The sequence below is a fragment of the uncultured Streptococcus sp. genome, from assembly GCF_902463925.1.
Lineage (GTDB): Bacteria > Bacillota > Bacilli > Lactobacillales > Streptococcaceae > Streptococcus.
Genome location: NZ_CABQHE010000005.1, coordinates 50,618 through 72,125 on the forward strand (window position 1 = coordinate 50,618; position 21,508 = coordinate 72,125).

13 protein-coding genes are annotated in these 21,508 nt (G+C 41.2%); 3 read left to right on the forward strand and 10 right to left on the reverse strand.

Translation table 11 applies throughout. The annotated features are described in order from the left end of the window. Positions 1–41 precede the first annotated feature (41 nt). Genes RDY04_RS04910 through RDY04_RS04920 form a run of 3 tightly spaced genes read left to right on the forward strand, consistent with a single transcriptional unit; the run spans position 42 to position 3,388 of the window. Complete coding sequence (locus tag RDY04_RS04910) at positions 42–1,400, forward strand: carbohydrate ABC transporter permease (RefSeq protein WP_303950742.1); 1,359 nt, start codon at positions 42–44, stop codon at positions 1,398–1,400. After that, the gene (locus tag RDY04_RS04915; protein WP_003092671.1) at positions 1,400–2,236 is read left to right on the forward strand and encodes a sugar ABC transporter permease; all 837 of its coding nucleotides are present in this window, start codon (positions 1,400–1,402) and stop codon (positions 2,234–2,236) included. The genes RDY04_RS04910 and RDY04_RS04915 overlap by 1 nt, the downstream gene beginning before the upstream one ends. A gap of 15 nt (positions 2,237–2,251) precedes the next feature. Beyond that, entirely contained in the window at positions 2,252–3,388 is a 1,137-nt protein-coding gene (locus RDY04_RS04920; protein ID WP_303950746.1) for an ABC transporter ATP-binding protein, read from the forward strand. A gap of 300 nt (positions 3,389–3,688) precedes the next feature. Here RDY04_RS04920 and RDY04_RS04925 read toward each other — a convergent pair whose 3' ends face one another. The 10 genes from RDY04_RS04925 to RDY04_RS04970 all read right to left on the reverse strand — a co-directional run bounded on the left by RDY04_RS04925 (position 3,689) and on the right by RDY04_RS04970 (position 21,496). After that, positions 3,689–3,877, reverse strand: coding sequence for a twin-arginine translocase TatA/TatE family subunit (locus RDY04_RS04925; protein WP_303950749.1), 189 nt, complete (start codon positions 3,875–3,877; stop codon positions 3,689–3,691). Positions 3,878–3,889: 12 nt separating this feature from the next. Beyond that, on the reverse strand, positions 3,890–4,618 hold the full coding sequence (tatC, locus tag RDY04_RS04930) for a twin-arginine translocase subunit TatC (RefSeq protein ID WP_303950752.1): 729 nt from the start codon (positions 4,616–4,618) through the stop codon (positions 3,890–3,892). Then, positions 4,605–6,290 (reverse strand): FTR1 family protein, encoded by a 1,686-nt coding sequence (locus RDY04_RS04935; RefSeq protein ID WP_303950755.1) that lies wholly within the window; start codon positions 6,288–6,290, stop codon positions 4,605–4,607. The genes tatC and RDY04_RS04935 overlap by 14 nt, the downstream gene beginning before the upstream one ends. Further along, positions 6,268–7,473 (reverse strand): iron uptake transporter deferrochelatase/peroxidase subunit, encoded by a 1,206-nt coding sequence (gene efeB / locus RDY04_RS04940; RefSeq protein WP_303950757.1) that lies wholly within the window; start codon positions 7,471–7,473, stop codon positions 6,268–6,270. The genes RDY04_RS04935 and efeB overlap by 23 nt, the downstream gene beginning before the upstream one ends. Before the next feature lie 5 nt (positions 7,474–7,478). Continuing rightward, positions 7,479–8,351 carry an iron uptake system protein EfeO gene (gene efeO, locus RDY04_RS04945; protein ID WP_303950759.1) on the reverse strand — a complete coding sequence of 291 codons (873 nt, stop codon included), beginning with the start codon at positions 8,349–8,351 and terminating at the stop codon, positions 7,479–7,481. 250 nt (positions 8,352–8,601) lie between these two features. Next, a complete protein-coding gene (locus RDY04_RS04950; protein WP_303950761.1) occupies positions 8,602–12,315 on the reverse strand; it encodes a pullulanase in 3,714 nt (1,237 codons plus the stop codon). Positions 12,316–12,433: 118 nt separating this feature from the next. Beyond that, positions 12,434–16,678, reverse strand: a complete 4,245-nt coding sequence (locus RDY04_RS04955; protein ID WP_303950764.1) for a GBS Bsp-like repeat-containing protein — start codon at positions 16,676–16,678, stop codon at positions 12,434–12,436. A 262-nt stretch (positions 16,679–16,940) separates the two neighbouring features. After that, entirely contained in the window at positions 16,941–18,695 is a 1,755-nt protein-coding gene (lpdA, locus tag RDY04_RS04960) for a dihydrolipoyl dehydrogenase (RefSeq protein WP_303950767.1), read from the reverse strand. Positions 18,696–18,873: 178 nt separating this feature from the next. Continuing rightward, positions 18,874–20,262 (reverse strand): dihydrolipoamide acetyltransferase, encoded by a 1,389-nt coding sequence (locus RDY04_RS04965; RefSeq protein ID WP_303950769.1) that lies wholly within the window; start codon positions 20,260–20,262, stop codon positions 18,874–18,876. Positions 20,263–20,497: 235 nt separating this feature from the next. Continuing rightward, complete coding sequence (locus RDY04_RS04970) at positions 20,498–21,496, reverse strand: alpha-ketoacid dehydrogenase subunit beta (protein ID WP_013990622.1); 999 nt, start codon at positions 21,494–21,496, stop codon at positions 20,498–20,500. Positions 21,497–21,508 lie beyond the last annotated feature (12 nt).

A 21,508-nucleotide genomic window follows, 5' to 3' on the forward strand; every position in this document is an offset into this window, starting at 1 on the left:
AGAAACCATCACTAATCACACATTTATCTGAGGAGATATCTATGTCACAAACAATCTACGACACAACTCCTATGCGCCAGGTCTTCAAAAAAGGTACATGGGATGTCAAATTATCCTTTCTGGTAATGGGATTGGCAAACTTGGTCAACAAACAGTTTACCAAGGGATTGCTCTTCCTCCTTTCTGAGATTGCCTTTTTAGCGGCATTCGTTATCCAAATTATTCCTGCACTTCAAGGGATGATTAGCTTGGGGACTCAAGAACAGGGTGAGGCTGTTAAGGAAGTTAATGGTGTTAAACTTACTGTTCAGGTTGCTGGAGACAACTCTATGCTCTTGTTGATTTTTGGACTTGCGTCATTAATCTTCTGTGCAGTCTTCGTTTATATTTACTGGTGTAACCTTAAGAGTGCCCGTCATCTCATGGCTCTTAAACAATCGGGACGCAAGGTGCCGAACTTTATCGAGGACTTCAAGACCTTGGCTGACGGTCGCTTCCACATGGGGCTTATGACTGTCCCTTTGATTGGGGTTTTGCTATTTACAATCTTGCCTTTGATCTATATGGTTTGTTTGGCCTTTACTAACTTTGACCACAATCACCCAGCCCCTAAATCACTCTTCGATTGGGTCGGCTTTGCAAGTTTTGGTGAAGTTTTACAAGGTCGTATGGCTGGTACTTTCTTCCCACTTTTGACTTGGACCTTGATTTGGGCAGTTGCCGCAACAGCAACTACTTTCTTCTTCGGTATTGTCCTTGCCCTCTTGCTTAATACTAAGGGGCTTAAATTCAAGAAAGTATGGCGTACTCTATTCGTTATTACTATCGCCGTTCCTCAATTTGTATCACTTCTTTTGATGCGTAACTTCCTTAATGACCATGGGCCTTTGAATGGTTTGCTTCAAACCTTGCATCTCACTAATGGACCAATTCCATTCTTGACTGATCCTCTCTGGGCTAAGTTCTCTATTATCTTTGTTAATATGTGGATTGGTATTCCATTCACAATGTTGGTCGCAACTGGTATCATCATGAACTTGCCAACTGAGCAGATTGAAGCTGCTGAAATTGATGGAGCAAGCAAATTCCAAATCTTCAAGAGCATCACTTTCCCACAAATTCTCTTGATTATGGCACCGTCTTTGATTCAACAATTCATCGGTAATATCAATAACTTCAACGTTATCTACTTCCTTACTGGTGGTGGACCTACTAACTCTGAATACTATCAAGCAGGTTCAACTGACCTCTTGGTAACTTGGCTCTACAAACTGACTGTTAGCGCTAAAGACTACAACTTGGCATCTGTTATCGGTATCTTGATTTTTGCCATCTCTGCAACATTCAGTCTCTTGGCCTATACAAGATCATCTTCATTCAAGGAAGGGGCTGCTAAATAATGAAACGTAAGAAAAATCTATACCTAACTGGTACTTATATTCTATTGACAGTTCTAACTGTTATCTGGTTGATTCCGATTATTTGGATCTTCCTTACAAGTTTCCGTGGTGAAGGAGCTAATGCCGTACCATACTTCTTCCCTAAGACATACACTTTTAATAACTACATCAAACTATTCACCAGCGATGCTTATCCTTTTGGAAAATGGTTCATCAATACTTTCATCGTTGCTACATGTACATGTATCCTCTCAACTTTGATTACCGTAGGGATGGCCTACTCACTTAGCCGTATTAAATTCAAACACAGAAATGGCTTCTTGAAATTGGCACTTGTACTTAACATGTTCCCTGGATTCATGTCAATGATTGCGGTCTACTACATTTTGAAAGCCCTCAATTTGACACAAACCTTGACATCTTTGGTTTTGGTTTATTCTGCTGGAGCAGCTCTTGGTTTCTACATTGCGAAAGGTTTCTTTGATACCATTCCTTACTCATTGGATGAATCAGCAATGATTGATGGGGCAACTCGTCTTCAAATCTTCACTAAGATTACCTTGCCACTTTCTAAACCAATCATCGTCTACACTGCCCTCATGGCCTTCATGGGACCTTGGGTAGACTTCATCTTTGCATCTGTTATCCTTGGTGACGTTAAAGATAAATATACAGTTGCCCTTGGACTCTATCAAATGCTTAACCAAGACGCTATCAATGAATGGTTCCTTCCATTTACCGCAGGTGCTATTATCATCGCCATCCCAATCACCCTTCTCTTTATCTTCATGCAGAAATACTATGTTGAAGGTGTAACCGGCGGATCAGTTAAATAATAAAGGATAAATGATATGACAACTCTTAAACTGGATAAAATTTATAAAAAATACCCAAATGCAACTCACTACTCTGTCGAAGATTTCAGTATCGACATCAAAGACAAGGAATTCATCGTTTTCGTAGGTCCTTCAGGATGTGGTAAATCAACAACTCTCCGTATGGTTGCTGGTCTCGAGGAAATCACAGAAGGAACACTTTCTATTGATGGTGAGGTAGTTAATGACAAATCACCAAAAGATCGTGACATTGCCATGGTATTCCAAAACTACGCACTTTACCCTCACATGACTGTTTATGAAAATATGGCCTTTGGTCTTAAACTTCGTAAATATAAAAAAGACGATATCGACAAACGTGTGCGTGAAGCTGCGGCTAGCCTTGGTTTGACTGAGTTCTTAGATCGTAAGCCTGCAGACCTTTCTGGTGGTCAACGTCAACGTGTAGCTATGGGACGTGCTATCGTCCGTGATGCTAAAGTCTTCCTCATGGACGAGCCTCTCTCAAACTTGGACGCTAAACTTCGTGTGACCATGCGTGCTGAAATTGCTAAAATTACTCGTAATATTGGTGCTACTACTATCTACGTTACCCACGACCAAACAGAAGCCATGACTCTTGCTGACCGTATCGTTATCATGAGTTCAACTAAGAACCCTGATGGTTCTGGTACTATTGGACGTATCGAGCAAATTGGTACCCCTCAGGAACTTTATAATGAGCCAGCCAATAAATTTGTTGCTGGATTTATCGGAAGTCCTGCCATGAACTTCTTCAATGTGAAGGTTGATGGTAACCGTATCACTAACTCTGAAGGTTTGGATATTGTGATCTCTGAAGGTCAAGCTAAAATCTTAAGGGAAACAGGTTACCAAGGTAAGGAAGTTATCTTCGGTATCCGTCCTGAAGACGTTTCTAGTCGTCCAATCGTTCAAGAAGTATATCCAGATGCCAATGTTGATGCTGAAGTAGTCGTTTCAGAGCTTCTCGGTGCAGAAACAATGCTTTACCTAAAACTCGGAGAAACTGAATTTGCTGCCCGTGTTGATGCGCGTGACTTCCATAATCCTGGTGAAAAAGTTAACCTTACTTTCAACGTTGCTAAAGGTCACTTCTTCGACGCTGAAACAGAAAAACGTATCAGTTTGTAAGATAAAAAAATCAGCTCAAGGGGCTGATTTTTTGTTTGGCATGATTAAATCATATTCTAACTAATACTTCCTATTACTCACTAAACATATTTCTTTCAATCTATGAAATAATATCCTTCGTCTGATCGACAAGTGGTTAAACAAGGATAGATAGTGCTAAAAAAGACCCCGAGCTTATGTGGAAGTTAGCTTGGGGCCTTTTCTTGCCTATGATATAGACTTACTATTCAATACAAGTGTATCATGTCATAAAAGCTTAGAATTGTCAAGAAGCTTGAAGATGTCCACTAAGTAGATATCCTAGTCTTTAGTCTTGTCTTCTTCGTCTTTTTTATCATGATCAGTCTTATTTACGGCTGCTTTAAATTCGGATAACATTTTACCAATGGATTGGCCAAGTTCTGGCAAGCGTTTGGGACCAAAAATAAGGAGGGCTCCTAGGACAATAATAATAAGTCCTGGGGCTCCGATATCACGTAGAATTCCCATAAGATCTCCTTTCTATTTATCTTTATATGTTCTTTGTTTTCGTATATAAATGACCTTGCTAAGAGTCACACTAACTTCATAAAGCAAAATTAAGGGAGCAGTCATGGCCAAGTCACTAATAAAGTCAGCTGGTGTCAGAATGACTGCCAAAACCAGGAGAATAAAGTAGGCATAGCGTCTATAGCGTGTCAGAAATACTGGTGTTATTATGCCGATAGATGTCAGAAAACTTACAACTACAGGTAGTTCAAAGAGAACTGCTAAAGGCACTGTCGTATGCAGTAAAAAACTAAGGTAGTTTTGTGCTGTAATTTGTGTATCAAAGAGTCCTTCACCTAGTTTTAATAGCACTTCCAAGATAGCTGGACTAACAAAATAATAACCAAAGGCCAACCCCAATACAAAACAGACAAAAGTTGCTGGAATATAAGCAAAAATAGCACGCGCTTCATTATCCCTCAAACCAGGTTTTACAAACTTCCAAATCTGGTAGGTGGTAAAAGGCAAGGTAACCGTAAAAGCCATGAGACTGGCTAAGTTAATGTAAATCCAGAGAATATCGTTAGGACCAAGAACCAATAAAGGCTTATCAAATCCTCTAGTCAGATAAGCATAGAGCTCCCCAGCAAACAAGAAGGTGATACAGAAAACTAAGAAAAAGCATAATACTACTGCAATGAAGCGTCTCCGAAATTCCACCAGATGCTCAACAATGGTCATCTCGTCCTTACTTCTTGCCATGCTGTTTCACCGTTACGAAGGCAATAATAGCAATAAAGATAAGTTGTGGCATCAAGACTTCCCAGCTTGGATAGATACCAGCCCAATCAATGGTTGGGAAACCACTAATCAAATGATTGGACATCATATTAGTCAACTGAAGGGCATGAATGCTGACACCGAGCATCTTGAAGGCCAAGGCATAAATCAACCAAGTCAAAATAAAGAAAATACGATGCGGTTTAATATAGTGACTAGCTTTGGTCATAGCTACAGCAATAATAACAAGAACTGCAATGGCTGAACCAATACCAATCAAGAAATTAGCTGTCGTGATACGTGGGATAATACCAACATAGAAAAGGATCGTCTCGGCCCCTTCACGGAAGACAGCCAAGAAACTGAGGGCAAACATAGATACAAAACTTCCAGTAGCCGTCACCGTCTTCATCTGGCGGTCCATAAAGTCATTCCACTGTTTGACTGAAGACTTACTATGGAGCCAGATTCCAATCAGAATCATCATCGCAACTGCAAAGATACCAACGCCCCCCTCAATAATTTCACGGTTAGCCCCTGAGGTCACAGCTGGAAAGACAACTTGTAAGATAACAGCTATAACTGCGCTGGCAAGAACACCAGCAATGGCTCCGCCATAAACCCATTTGAGTCCCTTACGCATCTTAGCTGCCTTAAGAGTTGTCACAAGGGCCATAACGATGAGGAGGGCTTCTACCCCTTCACGTAAGAGAATCAACATGGCATCAAAGGCATTATAAGAAGCGCTGGTATCGATAGCAGATAGGTCTGTAATCAAGGCTTGCAGTTTGTCCTGATAAGTTTTTTCTTTCCCCTTAACCATTATAACCGGTGTTTCACTCTCCACGCGCGTATAGAGGCTAGGGTTAGTCGTACTTACATCACCTTCAATGGTTGGCCAGATAGTAATGAACTTTTTCATAGTTGCCGCAGCCGTTTTTTCATTACCTGCTTGGAATTGACCTAGAGCTTTTTCCAAGAGCTTAATACCATCTTTTAGTGTTAGACTGGTGCTCGTACTATCAAGAGGAACACCCTTGATAAAGTCATCAATCCCACCCTTGAGGTCATCATAGGACGACTGGATGCTGGTGAAATCAGTTGGCTCCGTCTCAATACTGCTTCGCAAAAGCGAAATAGCCGTCTCAATCTTGCCGTAGTAGGCAGTACTATGGTCACGGACAACAGCTTCATTTCGCGTCCAAGCATTATTTAATTCCCCGTAAGTTTTACGGGTCGCAGTTAGGTCTTTAGATGTAATGGCATCCTGTAAATTCTTAAAATAAGGATTGAGACGTGTCTCAAGTTTTTCCTTTTCGGTATCCAAATCAACAGGATTTTGCTCTTTTTCAAATCTTAGAAGGACTGACGAAATAGAGGTTAGGTCCTCTTCTTTCACGTCACCTTTAATATCAAGAGCCTTGCTGACTTTTTGACCAGCCTTAGAATCGTGATTTTCTTTTGTTTCGAAATCAGTCTTAATCTCACCGACTAATTCCTTAGCTTTTGCTTGATCCTTGTTTTGAACAGCTGTTGTTGCATCCGTGATTTTGATATAGAGATCACTATAGGATTCAGCAGCTACTGGATAGGTCAAGAATAGAGCTAGAAGTCCAAGCAAAACGAGGAGTTTATTCAAAGAGTGCTTGACCAAGGTAGCCTCCTTTCTCCACGCCAGCAAAGCAAGCAAAGAGCCCACTTCCAATATGGGTGATGTACTCGTTCATCTTGTCTACAGCACCAAGATTAGTCTGTATTTTGACAAAATGGTCTGGATCCTTCTGGTAGGCAATGAAAATCAAACCTGCATCAAACTGGCCAGTTCTCTCATCAATACCATCAGAATAGGAATAGGAACGACGTAAGATAGGAAGGTCTACTTCTTTAGCCAAACGCACATGCGAATCGACTGGTAGTTTTGATAAATCTACTTCGTCAAACTCATCTTTCTTGCCAAAAGGAGCACCTGATTCCTTGTAACGTCCAAAGGTGTTTTCCTGTTCCTGCAAATTGGTACGATCCCAAGTCTCCAAGTGCATCTGTACCAGACGAAGAGCCATATAAGAACCGCCCTTCATCCAATCTTTACTATCAGTCCAGACAACCTTGTCGAATTCCTTTTCTGTCGTAACATTAGCAGTTCCGTCCTTGAAGCCAAAGAGATTTCGTGGCGTTTCCTTGCGGTCACCAATAGCAGCAAAACCTGATTTGCTCCACTTCATGGTGATTTTATTACGACCTTTGCGAATCAGATTGCGAACAGCATGAAAGACCACTTGTTCATCATCTGCACAGGCTTGAATGACGATATCCCCACCCGTATACTTGTCCTGTAGCTGCTCCTTGGGAAATGGAGGTAAATCACGGAAGAGCTTAGGACGCTTAGATTCCAAACCAAGTTTTTTAAGAAAATCAGCCGAGACACCAAAAGTCAGGCTCAAGCGATAGGGGTTGAGTCCCACTGTTTCACCAGTATCACTTGGTGGTAAGAGGGCATTGGAACCATCTTTTTTGACCAGCTCTCCATCGACCAATTTACTACTATAATCTGTCCAGTCTTTAAAAAGCTGAATCACTTCTTTTTTATCAGTTGTATGAAGATCTAGAACCACCAAGTAGCAAGCCTTCTGCATGGGTGTCGTAATCCCAGCCTGGTGCTTGCCATAGAAGCTAATATCCTCATCCCCATCAAGGGCTTTTTTTGTTGAACTATCCTGATTAGCGAAAAAAGCAGATGCACCAGAAAGACCAAGCGCAAGCCCAGCCCCTCCAATACCTGCTTTTTTAAGAAATTCACGACGGTCCATTTTTTTATATAAAAATTTTTCGTCAGTCATTTTTCTTATTTCCCATCTAGGATAACACCCATTTGTGATAATGGTTCACCAAGTTTAGTTACAGCTTCGGCCAATTCCTTAGTATCTGTCTCACTCAAATCTGTATAAGACTTATAGTTTTTCTCATCAGTCATGTGTTTGTCCAAAAGACCATTGACATTCTTGAATTCTGTTTCCAAAGTCTTAACAAGCTTAGCATCTTTCTTTTGGATCAATGGCTTGAAGAGTTCGAAGATTTTCTCTGCCCCTTCAATATTGGCACGGAAGTCGTAAAGATCAGTGTGTGAGAAGACTTCTTCTTCACCTGTAATCTTTTGAGTAGCAACTTCGTTCAGAAGGTCTACAGCTCCAGTCAACATGATATCTGGAGTGACTTTAACAGTTGCAATTTTAGCCTTAAGTTCCTTGATATCGTTGACCAATTGATCTGCATAGGCAGCTGTACCATCTGTCGTGTTGTCTTGCCACATAATACGTTCAATACGGTGGAAACCTGACCAGCCATCTTCTGATTTATTTTCGTCCATGTAATCAACCAAACGGTAGTCGATTTTCACATCAGACTCACCAAAGCTTTCGGCAATTGGTTCTGAACGTTCGTAAGCCATACGAACCAATGGGTATTGTTTCTTAGCTTCTTCAAGATTTCCTGACTTAAGGGTCTCACTGAATCCTTCAGTATCTTTCAAAAGCTGATCGATTTCGCCTTCAACGAAAGTCTTATAATCACTTGTGGCATGCTTCAATTGTTTTTGCTCACTGGCTGTGAGTTTTGAGTTAGTCGATCTAGAATTACTTGAATTACCAGATTTGGCACAAGCCGTCAATAAAAGTCCTGATGCCAAAAAAACAACTCCAAGTTTGTTAAGTTTTTTCATGAATGTCTCCTATTTTCAAGATAGTGTTCGACATTTGTCGTTATATATGTGAATCGTTTGTTATTTCGATATGAAAAACGAACGATGATAAGTCAATAATGGTCTCTCATATGTAAGAGAACATATTCTAAACTAACAAAAGAAACCAGCACTGTCAACGGTTTTAGGCTATTTAAGAACTATTCTAAAGAGCAGATAAGAATGATTCTAAATAAAAGAAAAACAACAGGAAATAACCTGTTGTTACTAATTATTTTATCCGACGTTTTCGAAGGAATCCTAGGCTAAGAATGCTTAAGAGACCTGTTACAAAGAGTCCACGATTTGTCTTTTCACCAGTAGATGGCAGTTTCTTATCAGTTTGACGACTAGCTTCAGTCTCAGCCTGAACATTGCCATGATTAACAAGATCAGCATCTCCGGCAAGATCCTCTTGACTTGAAGTCTTGACTCTTGTTTTAGTTGCCTCAGTATCTTTGCCACCAAATGAATCAGTCTTTTCAGAAGGCTTAGCTACTTCCTCAGTTGGTGTCTGAGCATTGGTTAAACGAATAATCGTCGCTGTTAATGGATCCAAAGTCAAAATGTGATTATCGATTGCAACACCTGATAGCTCACTAATTCCAGATAGATTAACTTGATTGCCATCTGCTAAAACCATATAGGATAGACCATCTGTAAGCTTGCTCAAATCAAACTGACGAGCCTTGCTATCAGCATTGACATAGACAAGGTAACGGTCTCCATTGGAAGCAACAGTTTGGTATCCTAATACCAAATCCTCTTGAGCGACATTATCCTGACCAGGAACCGTCAATAGCGTCACACGAGCATCCACATCTGCTTTAGATTTGAAATTGAAGGCATCCGTCGACTTACGTAATGCAATTAACCCTTTGGTAAAGGCACGCGTTTTTGTATTTTCTGGGAAGGCCTGGCTATCAGTCGCTTTAGTCCAGTCAAAATGGTTAACCGCATCACTAGAATCATAAGAATCATGGATGAAGTAAGGATAATAAAATGGATTTCCCTTTTCATCAACTAAGAGGTGCGACTTATTCGGCACCTTGTCCTCAGCCACAGGATAACGGTAGGCAGGATCACGGAACTGTTTGGTGCGGCCGTATTCCTGACCAGAGTGAATAAATGGTGTTCCCTGAGCAGTCAAGACCATAAGGTTTCCCAGACGCAAGCGACGATGAATTTCAGCATTATTCTCAGGCTTGCTTGGATCCTTCTTGATTGATTGGGCAATGATATCAAAAAGGGTCAAATTATCATGAGCAGCAATATACTGGATAACATCTCCTGGTGAATCAGCCTCAAAGTTAGTAGGTTGTGCCTTGATATTATCAAAAACCTTATTAATATCACGTTTTCCACCTGTGATGAAGGCAGGTGTTCCCTCGTTTGGATAACCTGATTTGAGGGTGTTTCGAATATCATCTGAAAATACAGCTACGGTATCTGTGTCTTTCATCCAAGACTGATCGGCAGGCTGAACAGGGCTATTTTCATCGCCAGCATAAGTCACCCAACCCTCACCAAGCATAATGAGATTTGGATTAAGGGCGCGTGCAGTATTGTAAGCTTGCTCGATACTTTCAGCATCATGGTCACCCATCATATCAAAGCGGAAACCATCCACCTTGTATTCCTTAGTCAAATAAGCAATGGAATCCACCAAGACACGACGACTCATATAGTGAGTCGTACCTAGACGACCGCCTCCAAAACTCGAACGAGGAGTGCCATCAGCATCCATAAAGTGATAGTAATTTGGCTCAAGGTCTTCAAAGATAGCTGTCTTGGCAGTATGATTGTAAACCACATCCAAGATAACACCCATACCATGGGCATGAATAGCTGCAACTAAATTCTTGAATTCTTCAATACGTTTAGCTGGATCACTAGGGTTTTCAGAATACATACCCGTCAAAGAGAAATAGTTTTGTGGGTCATAGCCCCAGTTGTAGTTACTATCGCTTGAGGCATAGGCATCCAAACGCTTTCCATTTTGCATTTCATTAACAAAATAGTAGCTCAATACTGGCAAAAGCTGGATATGGGTAACCCCAAGGTCTTTAAGATAATCCAAACGCTCCGCAAAGGCTGCAAAAGTCCCAAACTGATGCTTCAATTCAGCAGAGATAGCCTTATCAGAGGTAAAATCACGGACATGGGCCTCATAAATGATAGCATCTTCACGAGACTTAAAGTTAGGAATCTTAGCGTAGTCAAGGTCTTTTGGTCCATAATTAGCGGGGTCTACAAAGGCAGCCTTAGCAATCTTATGTTCAGGTCCCTTACTGGCATCGTCACTATTCCAAGCGGCCAAAGATTTCGCATATGGATCAAGAACAATTACCGACTGATCACCACGTTTAATGCGGTATTGATAGTAATAGCCTGTTAAGTTTTCAAGGCCAAAATCAGTTGCAAGGAGGTCAGCTTGCCAAGTACCTCGAGGGCCTTTGCTTAGAGTATGTTCAGCAAGCACCTTGTCTTGATTATTCTTATCATAGACAATGATATCAACTTGATCAGCACTTGGTGACCAAAGTGTCACATGTGCCTTAGTACCATTTTCTTCTAGTCGAGCACCCAATTCACCATCATAACTGTAGAGGGCATCCTTTAATTGCCAGCTCTCAGATGTTTTAAAACTATCACTGCCCAAAGTGACCTTGTAAGGTAGATTTTCCGCAGCAAAATCACCTGTTAATGTAGCTTTTTTGAGTTTAGCATCCAAATCAAGCTGTTTCAGAGTTACACTGTTACCATCCTTATCCGTCACCTTAAGGTCTTTGAGAATGTCCTCAGATGAGACCTCGTCTAAGTTTGTGAAGCTAAGTTCGATTTGGCTTGGACTAAGCTGCTGAGCCCCAGTTAAACGCACATCCTTGACAAAGTAAGGATTGGTGTAGGCTGTCGGATCAGTATCTCGCACAAAAAGCTGACGAGATTTTTTCAAGTCACTAAATTTATAGTCATTTGGTTGAATTTTCACATCATCTCCTGTTTTGCTCTCATCTAAGAGTAAAAATCCGATAGATTTAGCTGCCTCTGTTAGCGGAATATCTAAGTAGGCACCATACTTACCATTCGGTTGGAAATTGACACCATCAGGCCAATTGCTTGGAGCATCCTTAACGTCACCCCAATACCAGACAGACTTATTGCTATAGTTGCCATCCGTACGGAAATAATTGATACGAACGTGGTCTTGAGGGATAGGTTGATAGCTGTAAACTTGGAAATCTTTGTCAATCCAGGCCTCATTCATTTGAGGGCTAAGAATTTCGACTGCTTTATCTCCTGAAAGGTTCGTTCCAGCGGCATTATTAATCAAGAAGCTAAGTTTTTTAGGTGATGAAGACAGCTTTACATCCAAGTAAACACCATAATCATCCTGTTTGGCTTCTGCAAATGAGGTTGCCCCTGTCGGCCAAACACCCTTTTGAGATGATGGTGTCTCAACATCATCCCAAGTCCAAAGTCCAAGCGATGACTTGTCTGGACTTGGTAACTCTTGGAAATGCAAACGAATAGTCCCCTCAGCAATAGGATCCTCAGATGCATTCGTAAGAGCTTGACTATTATTAGTACTTACTGCTTTTGACGTGTTTTCGCTAGTTTCAGTTAGCTTGGTAGTCTCAGTGCGGCTAGTATTTTCTTTTGGAAGAGAATCTGGCTCATTTGCCTTGGAAACAGAGTCATTCTCAGCTGTTACAGGAGCTGCTGGCGTTTCAGTTACTAGGCCACTGGTGGTAAGACTAGAATCAGCTGATTCTACCTGTGTACTTGAGGCAGGTGTTGACACTACTTCTTCTGCCTTGACTCCATGAGTAGCAGCAAAGCTCAAAAAAACAGCTCCAATGGTTACAGAAGCCAACCCTAACTTGTACTTGCGAAGACTATAACGAAGGACTTTTTCGTCATTAGTTTGAGTATTCCTTTTCATACTAACTCCTTTTGTTGACGTTTTCATGTTTTTTAATATACCATTTAGCTTTCATTTATGCAAGCGTTTTCTCTTCTTAGGAATAAAAAAGAGAGAACCATAAGATTCTCTCAATCTATTAGTTATAAATAGAATAGTAACGCTTAATCCCTGCCACGATTGCGTTAGCTAAAGTCTCCTGATAAGAAGAGGTATTCAAACGGGCTGCTTCTTGAGGATTTGACAAGAAACCAAGTTCAAGAAGGACTGCCGGAGCTGTTGTTTCACGCAATACTGCAAAGGTTTGACGTTTTACGCCCTGATTCTGTGCTCCTGTCGCATTAATAAGACTGGACTGGATGGCATTAGCCAAGGTGTCACTCATGCTCAAACGAGTTGGATTGGCATGATAGGTCGCATTAATACGTGATGGGTATTCTGCATAAGGTTGGTAATAATAAGTCTCAATACCCTGTTCTGCAGAACTTCCTGAAGCATTGATGTGAATACTTACGAAGATATCAGATTCAGAGGCATTAGCTGCACGTGAACGATCTGTCAAATCAACATAGGTATCACTGGTACGTGTGGTTACAACTCGATAACCTTCTGCTTCTAGTTTAGCTTTCACGCGGCTTTGGATAGCCAAGGTCAAGCTCTTTTCAGCGATACCAAAGTAAGAAGCACCTGGATCATAGCCACCATGACCAGCATCCAGATAGACAATTTTATTAAAAACATCGTAGTTTCCTCTTGATGCTGAACCCATTTTCTTAGGTGCCACCACATCAGCTGAAGTTGCCCCAAATCCGATATTCTTACCTGAAGCATCAACAATATAGCCATGAACGATGTACTTGCCTGAATTCCACTTGTGCTGACTAGCTGAAATAGTTACTTTATAAGAACCATCATCCTGTTTTGTGGCATTATGCCAAACAAGATCATCCTGACCATTCTGCTCAGACCAGACGGGGATTACCACACCTGAAATACCACTTGGATTCGTCAGATTGGTGATAAGAACATCAAAGGTTCCACGATTTTTATCATTATTGGTAATAGTTAAGGTTCCCTGAGTCTTAGTGATATCAAGTGTCACTTGTTTGCCACTTAGGCCAATGTATTTACCATCATTGTCAACCAGATAGACATGAGAATTATAAAGACCGCTATCACCCTTATGATTGCTTGAACGAACGGTCACCTTATAGTCTCCATTAGCTTGCTTAACTGCCTTGTACCAGATGATATCATCTTGACCATTCTTTTCTGACCAGGTTGGAACTAGAACTTCTTTGAAACCTCGTGGGGCAACCAAGTTTGAAATGACTACATCATAGCTACCAGTAGCATTGTTGAGACCAGTGATAGCAAGGTCGGCTTTGGGTTCTGACAAAGTAACATTTGTTTGTGTCCCTCCCACACCAACTTGTGAGCCGTCATTTAAAATATAGTACAAATGAATATTGTACAAGCCTGTTGAGTTTTTATGGTTAATAGCTTGAACATTTACCGTATAAGTTCCATTGGATTGACGAGTCGCTTCATACCAACGAATATCATCTTGCCCGTCAACCTCAGACCAGATAGGCACTTGAACCGTACGCACACCCTTAGGACTATAGACATCACTAATAATAACATCAAAAGTTCCAGTGTCTTTATTGTTATTAACTACTGAAATAGTGCCGACTGGCTTATTATGTTTTACATCTACAATTGTTTCAGTGACATAATGACGTTGATTGGCATTATCTACGATATAAAGGTCAGCACGGTAATTTCCTAGAGAATTCTTATGCTCACTAGCCTTAATAGTAACACGGTAGCTACCATCAGATTGACGACTTGCTTTGTGCCAAACCAAATCATCTTGTCCGTTAACTAGACTCCATGATGGGACTAAGACTTCCTTAACCCCATTTGGTGCAACGATATTGCGAATAACAGCGTCAAAAGTACCTAAATCAGCATTATTATTTTCAATAACGAGACTTGCGCTAGGGCGAGTTTGAGTAACTTCTACCACTTTTTCGGTGAGATAGAAACGTTTGTTAGAGTCATCTACGATGTAGGCATCGGCACGGTATTTACCAGTTGAATTCTTATGATCCGTTGCTTTGATAGTAACTCGGTAAGAACCATCAGATTGACGACTTGCCTTATGCCAGATAAGGTCATCCTGGCCACCAGACAGGCTCCATGAAGGAACAAGAACCTCTTTCAAACCTGTAGGAGCAACAATGTTACGAACAACGGCGTCAAAAGTACCTGTTGCAGTGTTGTTGTTTTCAATCGTAAGGACACCGCTTGGTCGAGCATAATCTACAGACACCACTTTTTCAGAAATGTAGTGTCGATTATTAGCGTTGTCCACGATATAGGCATCGGCACGGTAATTCCCTTTACTGCTCTTATGCTCACTTGCCTTTATAGTTACACGATAGCTACCATCACTTTGCTTAGTAGCCTTATGCCAGATAAGGTCATCCTGACCGCCAGCTAAACTCCATGAAGGAACAAGAACCTCTTTCAAACCTGTAGGAGCAACAATATTACGGACAACAGCATCAAAAGTACCTGCTTTAGTATTATTGTTTTCAATCGTAAGAACACCACTTGGTCGAGCATAATCTACAGACACTACTTTTTCGGCAATATAATGGCGATTGTTAGAGTTATCCACGATATAGGCATCGGCACGGTAATTCCCTGTATTACCCTTATGCTCACTTGCCTTTATAGTGACACGATAGCTACCATCGCTTTGCTTAGTAGCCTTATGCCAGATAAGGTCATCTTGACCACCAGCCAGGCTCCATGATGGGACTAAAACCTCTTTAATACCTAGTGGTGCTGAGATATTAGTGATAACAGCGTCAAAAGTACCTGCCTTAACGTTGTTATTCTCAATAGCAAAACTTGCTTTGGGTTTCAACTGCTCTGGTGTCTTACCAATGAAGACTTGAGTAGTTGTTCCACCAACACCCGTCAATTGTCCGTCTTTTTGAACATAATAAAGGTGAACATTATAAAGGCCTGTTGAGTTTTTATGAGCTGAAGCTTTAACGTTTACTGTGTAAGTGCCATTATTTTGACGGTTAGCCGTATACCAGATAATGTCATCTTGGCCATTAATTTCTGACCAAATTGGAACAGAGACTGTTTGAACACCATTTGGTGCTTTGACATTAGAGATGACAACATCAAAGCTACCAAGAGTTGGATTGTTATTAACAATAGAAATAGTCCCACTCAAATCGCCTTGAGTTGGATCTGCTTCAACACTGGCATTAGCAGTAAATCGTCCAGTATAGTCAACACTTTGATCAAAGACATGTTTGCCCGGCAAAAGATTAGCTGTCGCTGAGAACTGCCATGCACCAGTTTTACCGTTATAACGCATATTCTTTGCACTAGTAGCCGTAAGTGTTGCTGATGGATATTGGGCAACCCAGAAGTTTTCAATACCAAATTGAGAGGTAGAGACAGGTCCACGATAGCCTAGATTGTTCTCATCCAACCAACTAGCACTAGTATAGAACATCAAGTTATTGTAACCATACTTGCGCATTTCATTAACCCATGCTTGAGTGTTACGGTTGATATTAGGAAGCATGTTAGAATCTTCAAAATCGTTAACCATAACAGTGCTCTTTGGAAGGTTAAGTCTTTGTGCTGCCTCGATATAGAAACGAGCCTCTGCACGTGCTTCTTCCTCAGTTGTGTATCGAGAAAAATGATAAGTCGATACTTGGAGGCCTGCGATTTGCGCATTGCGAACCTGTGATGGAGCTTTGGGATTATTGTACCAAGTGTCTTCAGTCAATTTAACGACGACACCACCCACACCTTGACGTGCAAGAGCACGGTAATCATCTACACTGATATCGCCATTGTGGCTGCTGACATCAATAAAAGTCTTATGATGAACCCTAAGAGTTGTCGAAGAGACATCTGAAGAATTCGTTAATTTAGCAGGCTTGGCAACAGCCTTGTTAGAAGCCTCAGAAGCCGTTGAATGTGCAGAAGCAGTCACACTCTCAGAGCTAGCATTTGAAGGCACTACTGATGTAGACGTAACAGTCGTTGTTGAGTTAGCAACATATGTTGATGCAGTTGAGGTTACATCCGCCACACGAGGTGCTTCCGAATTTTGCTTAGCAGGAGCTGTAGAGGCAGGAACTGAAACAGTTGAGCTTGGTGTTTCAATAAGTGACGCTTCACCACCCAAAATATCTGCTACGGTTGCAGGCTGATAGTGGTTTCCTTCAGCAATAGGAGGCGCTTGTGTTGACACTTCATCTGCTTGACCAACCTGAGTAGTTACAGCCAAGAGAACAGCCGCACTGGCATAGTAGATAAAATCTTTCGTTCGCATTTAACTTTCCTTTTGCATTTGTAATACTTGAACCATTTTACCACAGAAAAACTCTCATGGAAAGGTTATTATTAAAAAGTTTCTACATAAGATAGAGCTATTATAGAATCATAAACAAACTATTTTTCTTGATAGAAAACTATTTAACTTATTATTCGTATTTTTCTTTAAAACTATTGAAAATCCGTAACGATTTTTTAATAAATACAAATGATAATATTTGAAAAAATTCCCGAACATCTGTCCGAGAATTTAATTTATCTTATTTACGTTTTGGTGGGTTATGGATGGCTTCTCCAAGTACGTCAGCAAAAGCTTCATACATATTTTCAGAGAAAGTTGGGTGACCATGGATAGATTGCAAAAGCTCATCTACAGTCAATTCATTTTCCATAATAGTTGATGCTTCGTTAATCAATTCAGCTGCTGCTGGACCGATAATGTGAACACCAAGGATTTCATGGTACTTCGCATCTGCAACGACTTTAACAAAACCTTGAGCTTCGTTTGAAGCAATGGCACGTCCGTTACCAGCAAAACTTGATTTACCAACGAGAATATCACCATATTTAGAGCGCGCTTCTTCTTCAGTAATACCACACATCGCAACTTCTGGGTGAGTGTAAACTGCCGCTGGTGTGTAATCAAGGTGTGCCTTACGGACATTACCATGCATAGCATTTTCGGCAGCTACTTCACCCATGCGGTAAGCAGCGTGAGCAAGCATCTTAGTTCCGTTTACATCACCAGGAGCGTAGATACCAGGAATAGAAGTTTCTTGGTATTCATTTACTTTGATACGGCCTCGGTCGAGTTCAAGGTTAAGATTTTCAAGACCGTTCAATTGTGGCACACGCCCTATTGAGAGAAGAGCACGATCAGCCACAATCTCTTCGCCATTATTGAGCTTAAGGGTTAATTGGTTATTGCCTTCAACAATTTCAGAAACCCCAACAGATGTCATGATCTTCATACCCTTCTTAGCAAGGATTTTTTGAAGTTCAAGTGACACTTCTTTATCCATAGCAGGAATAATGCGGTCAGCCATCTCAACAACAGTCACTTCTACACCGTATGAGGCATAAACAAGACCAAGCTCGATACCAACGACACCACCACCCATAACAGCAAGTGATTTAGGCAATTCGCGTAAGTCAAGAATATCATCTGATGTCATCACAAGTTGTGAATCAATTCCAGGGATATTAATACGTGATACTTTTGATCCAGTTGCAAGGATGATGTTACGTCCCTTGATTGTTTCTGAGCCAATAGTAACAGTCTTATCTGGGTTAACTTGACCAAGGCCATTGAAAATAGTTACCTTATTAGCCTTCAGAAGACCTTGCACACCACCTGTAAGGGTCTTAACAACAGAGTTCTTAAAGTCAACCGTCTTATCCATATCGATGGTGTAGTTTGTTGATGCTAGGTTGATACCACGACCTGCTGCAATCTTAAGCCCATCAAGGATTTCTGCATTTTTAAGGTAGGTCTTAGTTGGGATACATCCTTTATTCAAACAAGTTCCACCAAATTCAGATTTTTCAACGATGGCAACCTTACCGCCAAGTTGTGCCCCACGAATGGCAGAATAGTAACCAGCAGGACCACCACCGACAACGATAATATCGTATTCATTGTCAGCAAGGGGAGTTTTTTCTGCAGCGGCTGGAGCAGCTTGGGCAGGAGCTTTAGGAACTTCGAGTCCAGCTGATTCCAATTGAGCAGTTGCTTCTGCAACAGGTGCACTCGTAGCATTATCAGCCACAACCTCACCTTCTGCTCCAATATAACCGATAACCTCAGTAACTGGAACTGTTTCACCAGCCTGACGGGTAATCTTCAAAAGAACACCAGAATCTTCTGCTTCAAGTTCCATGTTCGTTTTATCTGACATGATTTCAAGAAGGATATCTCCCTCATTAACCACATCACCCTCTTGTTTCTTCCACTCGATGATTTCGCCTTCCTGCATATCAACACCAAGCTTAGGCATAATAATCTCAAAAGCCATATTTTATGATACTAAGAACGCTAAAATGCGACAGAATTTTAGGAGTTTTACGTTAGTGTGCTTGCACACCAGTAAAACTATCTAAATTCCGAAGCATTTCGTTCGAGTTCAAATTGACTCAAACGCTTTAACGCTCTCTCCTTTCTATTTAAAACTTCAGTTTTCAGATATTTTTTTCTTAAATCAACAATTCCATAGGATTTTCAATCAAATGTTTCAAATCAACCATGAATTTGGCACCATTCATACCATCTACAATACGGTGGTCAATTGTCAAGCATAGCCCCATGATTGGACGTACGACAACTTCTCCATCAACAACAACTGGAGTCTGAATAGTTGCTGAAACACCAAGGATAGCTGAGTTTGGTTGGTTGATGATTGGGTTAAATGACTTAGTTCCAAACATTCCCAAGTTAGTAATAGAGAAGGTTGAACCAGACATTTCTGCAGCCTTCAATTTACCAGCTTGAGCTTTCTTGATGACATCCTTAGAAGCCACAACAAACTCAGATAAACTCATCTTATCTGCACCATGAACGACAGGTACAATCAAGCCATCATCGAGACCAACGGCAATACCCAGATTAACAAATTTGTGTAATTCGATATTTTGCGCATCGTCAATCAATGAGGCATTGAGGTAACGGTGTTCCTCTTTCATAAGGGTACGCACAACTGCTAAACCAATCAAATCCGTGAAAGTTACCTTCATACCAGTCTTATTCATGATTGGATCAAGGACTTGCTTACGAAGAGCCATAAGGTTAGTCATGTCCACGTCATAGTTAAGGGTGAAGGTTGGCGCAGTCAAGTATGAGTGCGTCATTCCCTTAGAAATAGCCTTACGCATAGCAGACATTGGGATAACTTCCACGCCTTCTGGCAAGACTTTTTCAGGTTTAGCTTCAACCACAGGGGTAGCAGCCGCTTCCTTAACTTGCGCTGGAGCACTGATTGCAAGGATGTCTTCCTTAGTAATCTTACCACCAAAGCCTGTTCCAGATACGCTAGCTAAGTCAATACCAAGGTCCGCTGCAATCTTACGTGCCAATGGAGTCGCCTTAGGTTGAGTACCCTTAAAGTTCTCAACGTCATCAGCATGAACACGACCTTTTGCTCCAGTTCCTGGAACTTGAGCGAGGTCAATCCCCAACTCACGCGCCACCTTTCGAGCCTTAGGTGTTGCACGTACTTTGCCGCCTTCGTGAACGATAGGTGCTTGCGTTTGCGCTGCTACTACAGGCTCTGCTACAGCGGCAACTTCTTCAACTTTTGTCGTAGGTTCAGCAGCTGGTGCGCTATCTGCGTTATCAGCCACCACTTCACCTTCTGCTCCAATATAACCAATAACCTCAGTAACTGGCACTGTTTCACCAGCTTGACGGGTAATCTTCAAAAGAACACCAGAATCTTCTGCTTCAAGTTCCATGTTCGTTTTATCTGACATGATTTCAAGAAGGATATCTCCCTCATTAACCACATCACCCTCTTGTTTCTTCCACTCGATGATTTCGCCTTCCTGCATATCAACACCAAGCTTAGGCATAATAATCTCAAAAGCCATATTTTATGATACTAAGAACGCTAAAATGCGACAGAATTTTAGGAGTTTTACGTTAGTGTGCTTGCACACAAGTAAAACTATCTAAATTCCGAAGCATTTCGTTCGAGTTCAAATCAACTCAAACGCTTTAACGCCCTCTCCTTTCCACATTAAATTATAATTTCCGATACTCCCACAGTTAAAACAAGAAACACATTTTACTAGCGAGAAATATCACTTAACCGTCGCTAGAAAGTTAGTTTCCTTTATTGGCCATCTTGATAATAGCAGCCTTAATCTTTTCAACATCTGGAAGAACCGCTTGTTCCAAGACACGCGCATAAGGTACAGGCACATCTTCACTTGCCAAACGTACAATTGGGTGGTCAAGGTAATCAAATGCTTCACTTTCTGTAACCATAGCAGCAATCTCACCGATGAATCCACCAGTCTTATAAGCATCATTGACCAACATAAGTTTACCAGTCTTCTTAACTGACTCGAAAATCAATTCCTTATCAAGTGGGATAAGTGTACGTGGGTCAACAACCTCAACATTGATACCTTGTTCAGCCACTTCTTCAGCCGCTTTAAGAACACGTTCCAACATACGACCATAAGTAACGATAGTAAGGTCTGTTCCTTCACGCTTGATTTCACCTTTTCCAAGTGGAATGTAGAAATCAGGATCTTGTGTCACTTCTTCTTTCTTACCGTAAAGAGCTTTTGGTTCCATGAAGATAACAATGTTATTGTCTTGAATAGCAGATTTCAAAAGACCTTTAGCATCGTTAGCATTACCTGGAGCAACCACTTTAATCCCTGGAATGTGAGTCAACCATGACTCAAGAGATTGTGAGTGCTGTGCCGCAGAACCAATCCCTGAACCAGATGCCACACGGAAGGTTACAGGAGTCTTCAAACCACCACCAAACATGTAGTTATTTTTTGCGCCATTATTAACGATAGCATCAAGGGCAATAGTGATGAAGTCCATGAAAGTCAAATCAACGATTGGACGAAGACCTGTAATAGCAGAACCAACAGCTGCACCAGCAATTGCTGCTTCTGAAATTGGTGTATCTTTAACACGTTTTTCACCAAACTCTGCCAACATACCAACTGAAGTACCGAAGTCACCACCATAGATACCGACATCTTCACCCATAAGGAAGATGTTTTCATCTTTACGCATTTCCTCGCTCATAGCAAGGTTTACTGCCTCACGCAAGGCCATCAATTTTGTTTCACTCATACTTGTATTCCT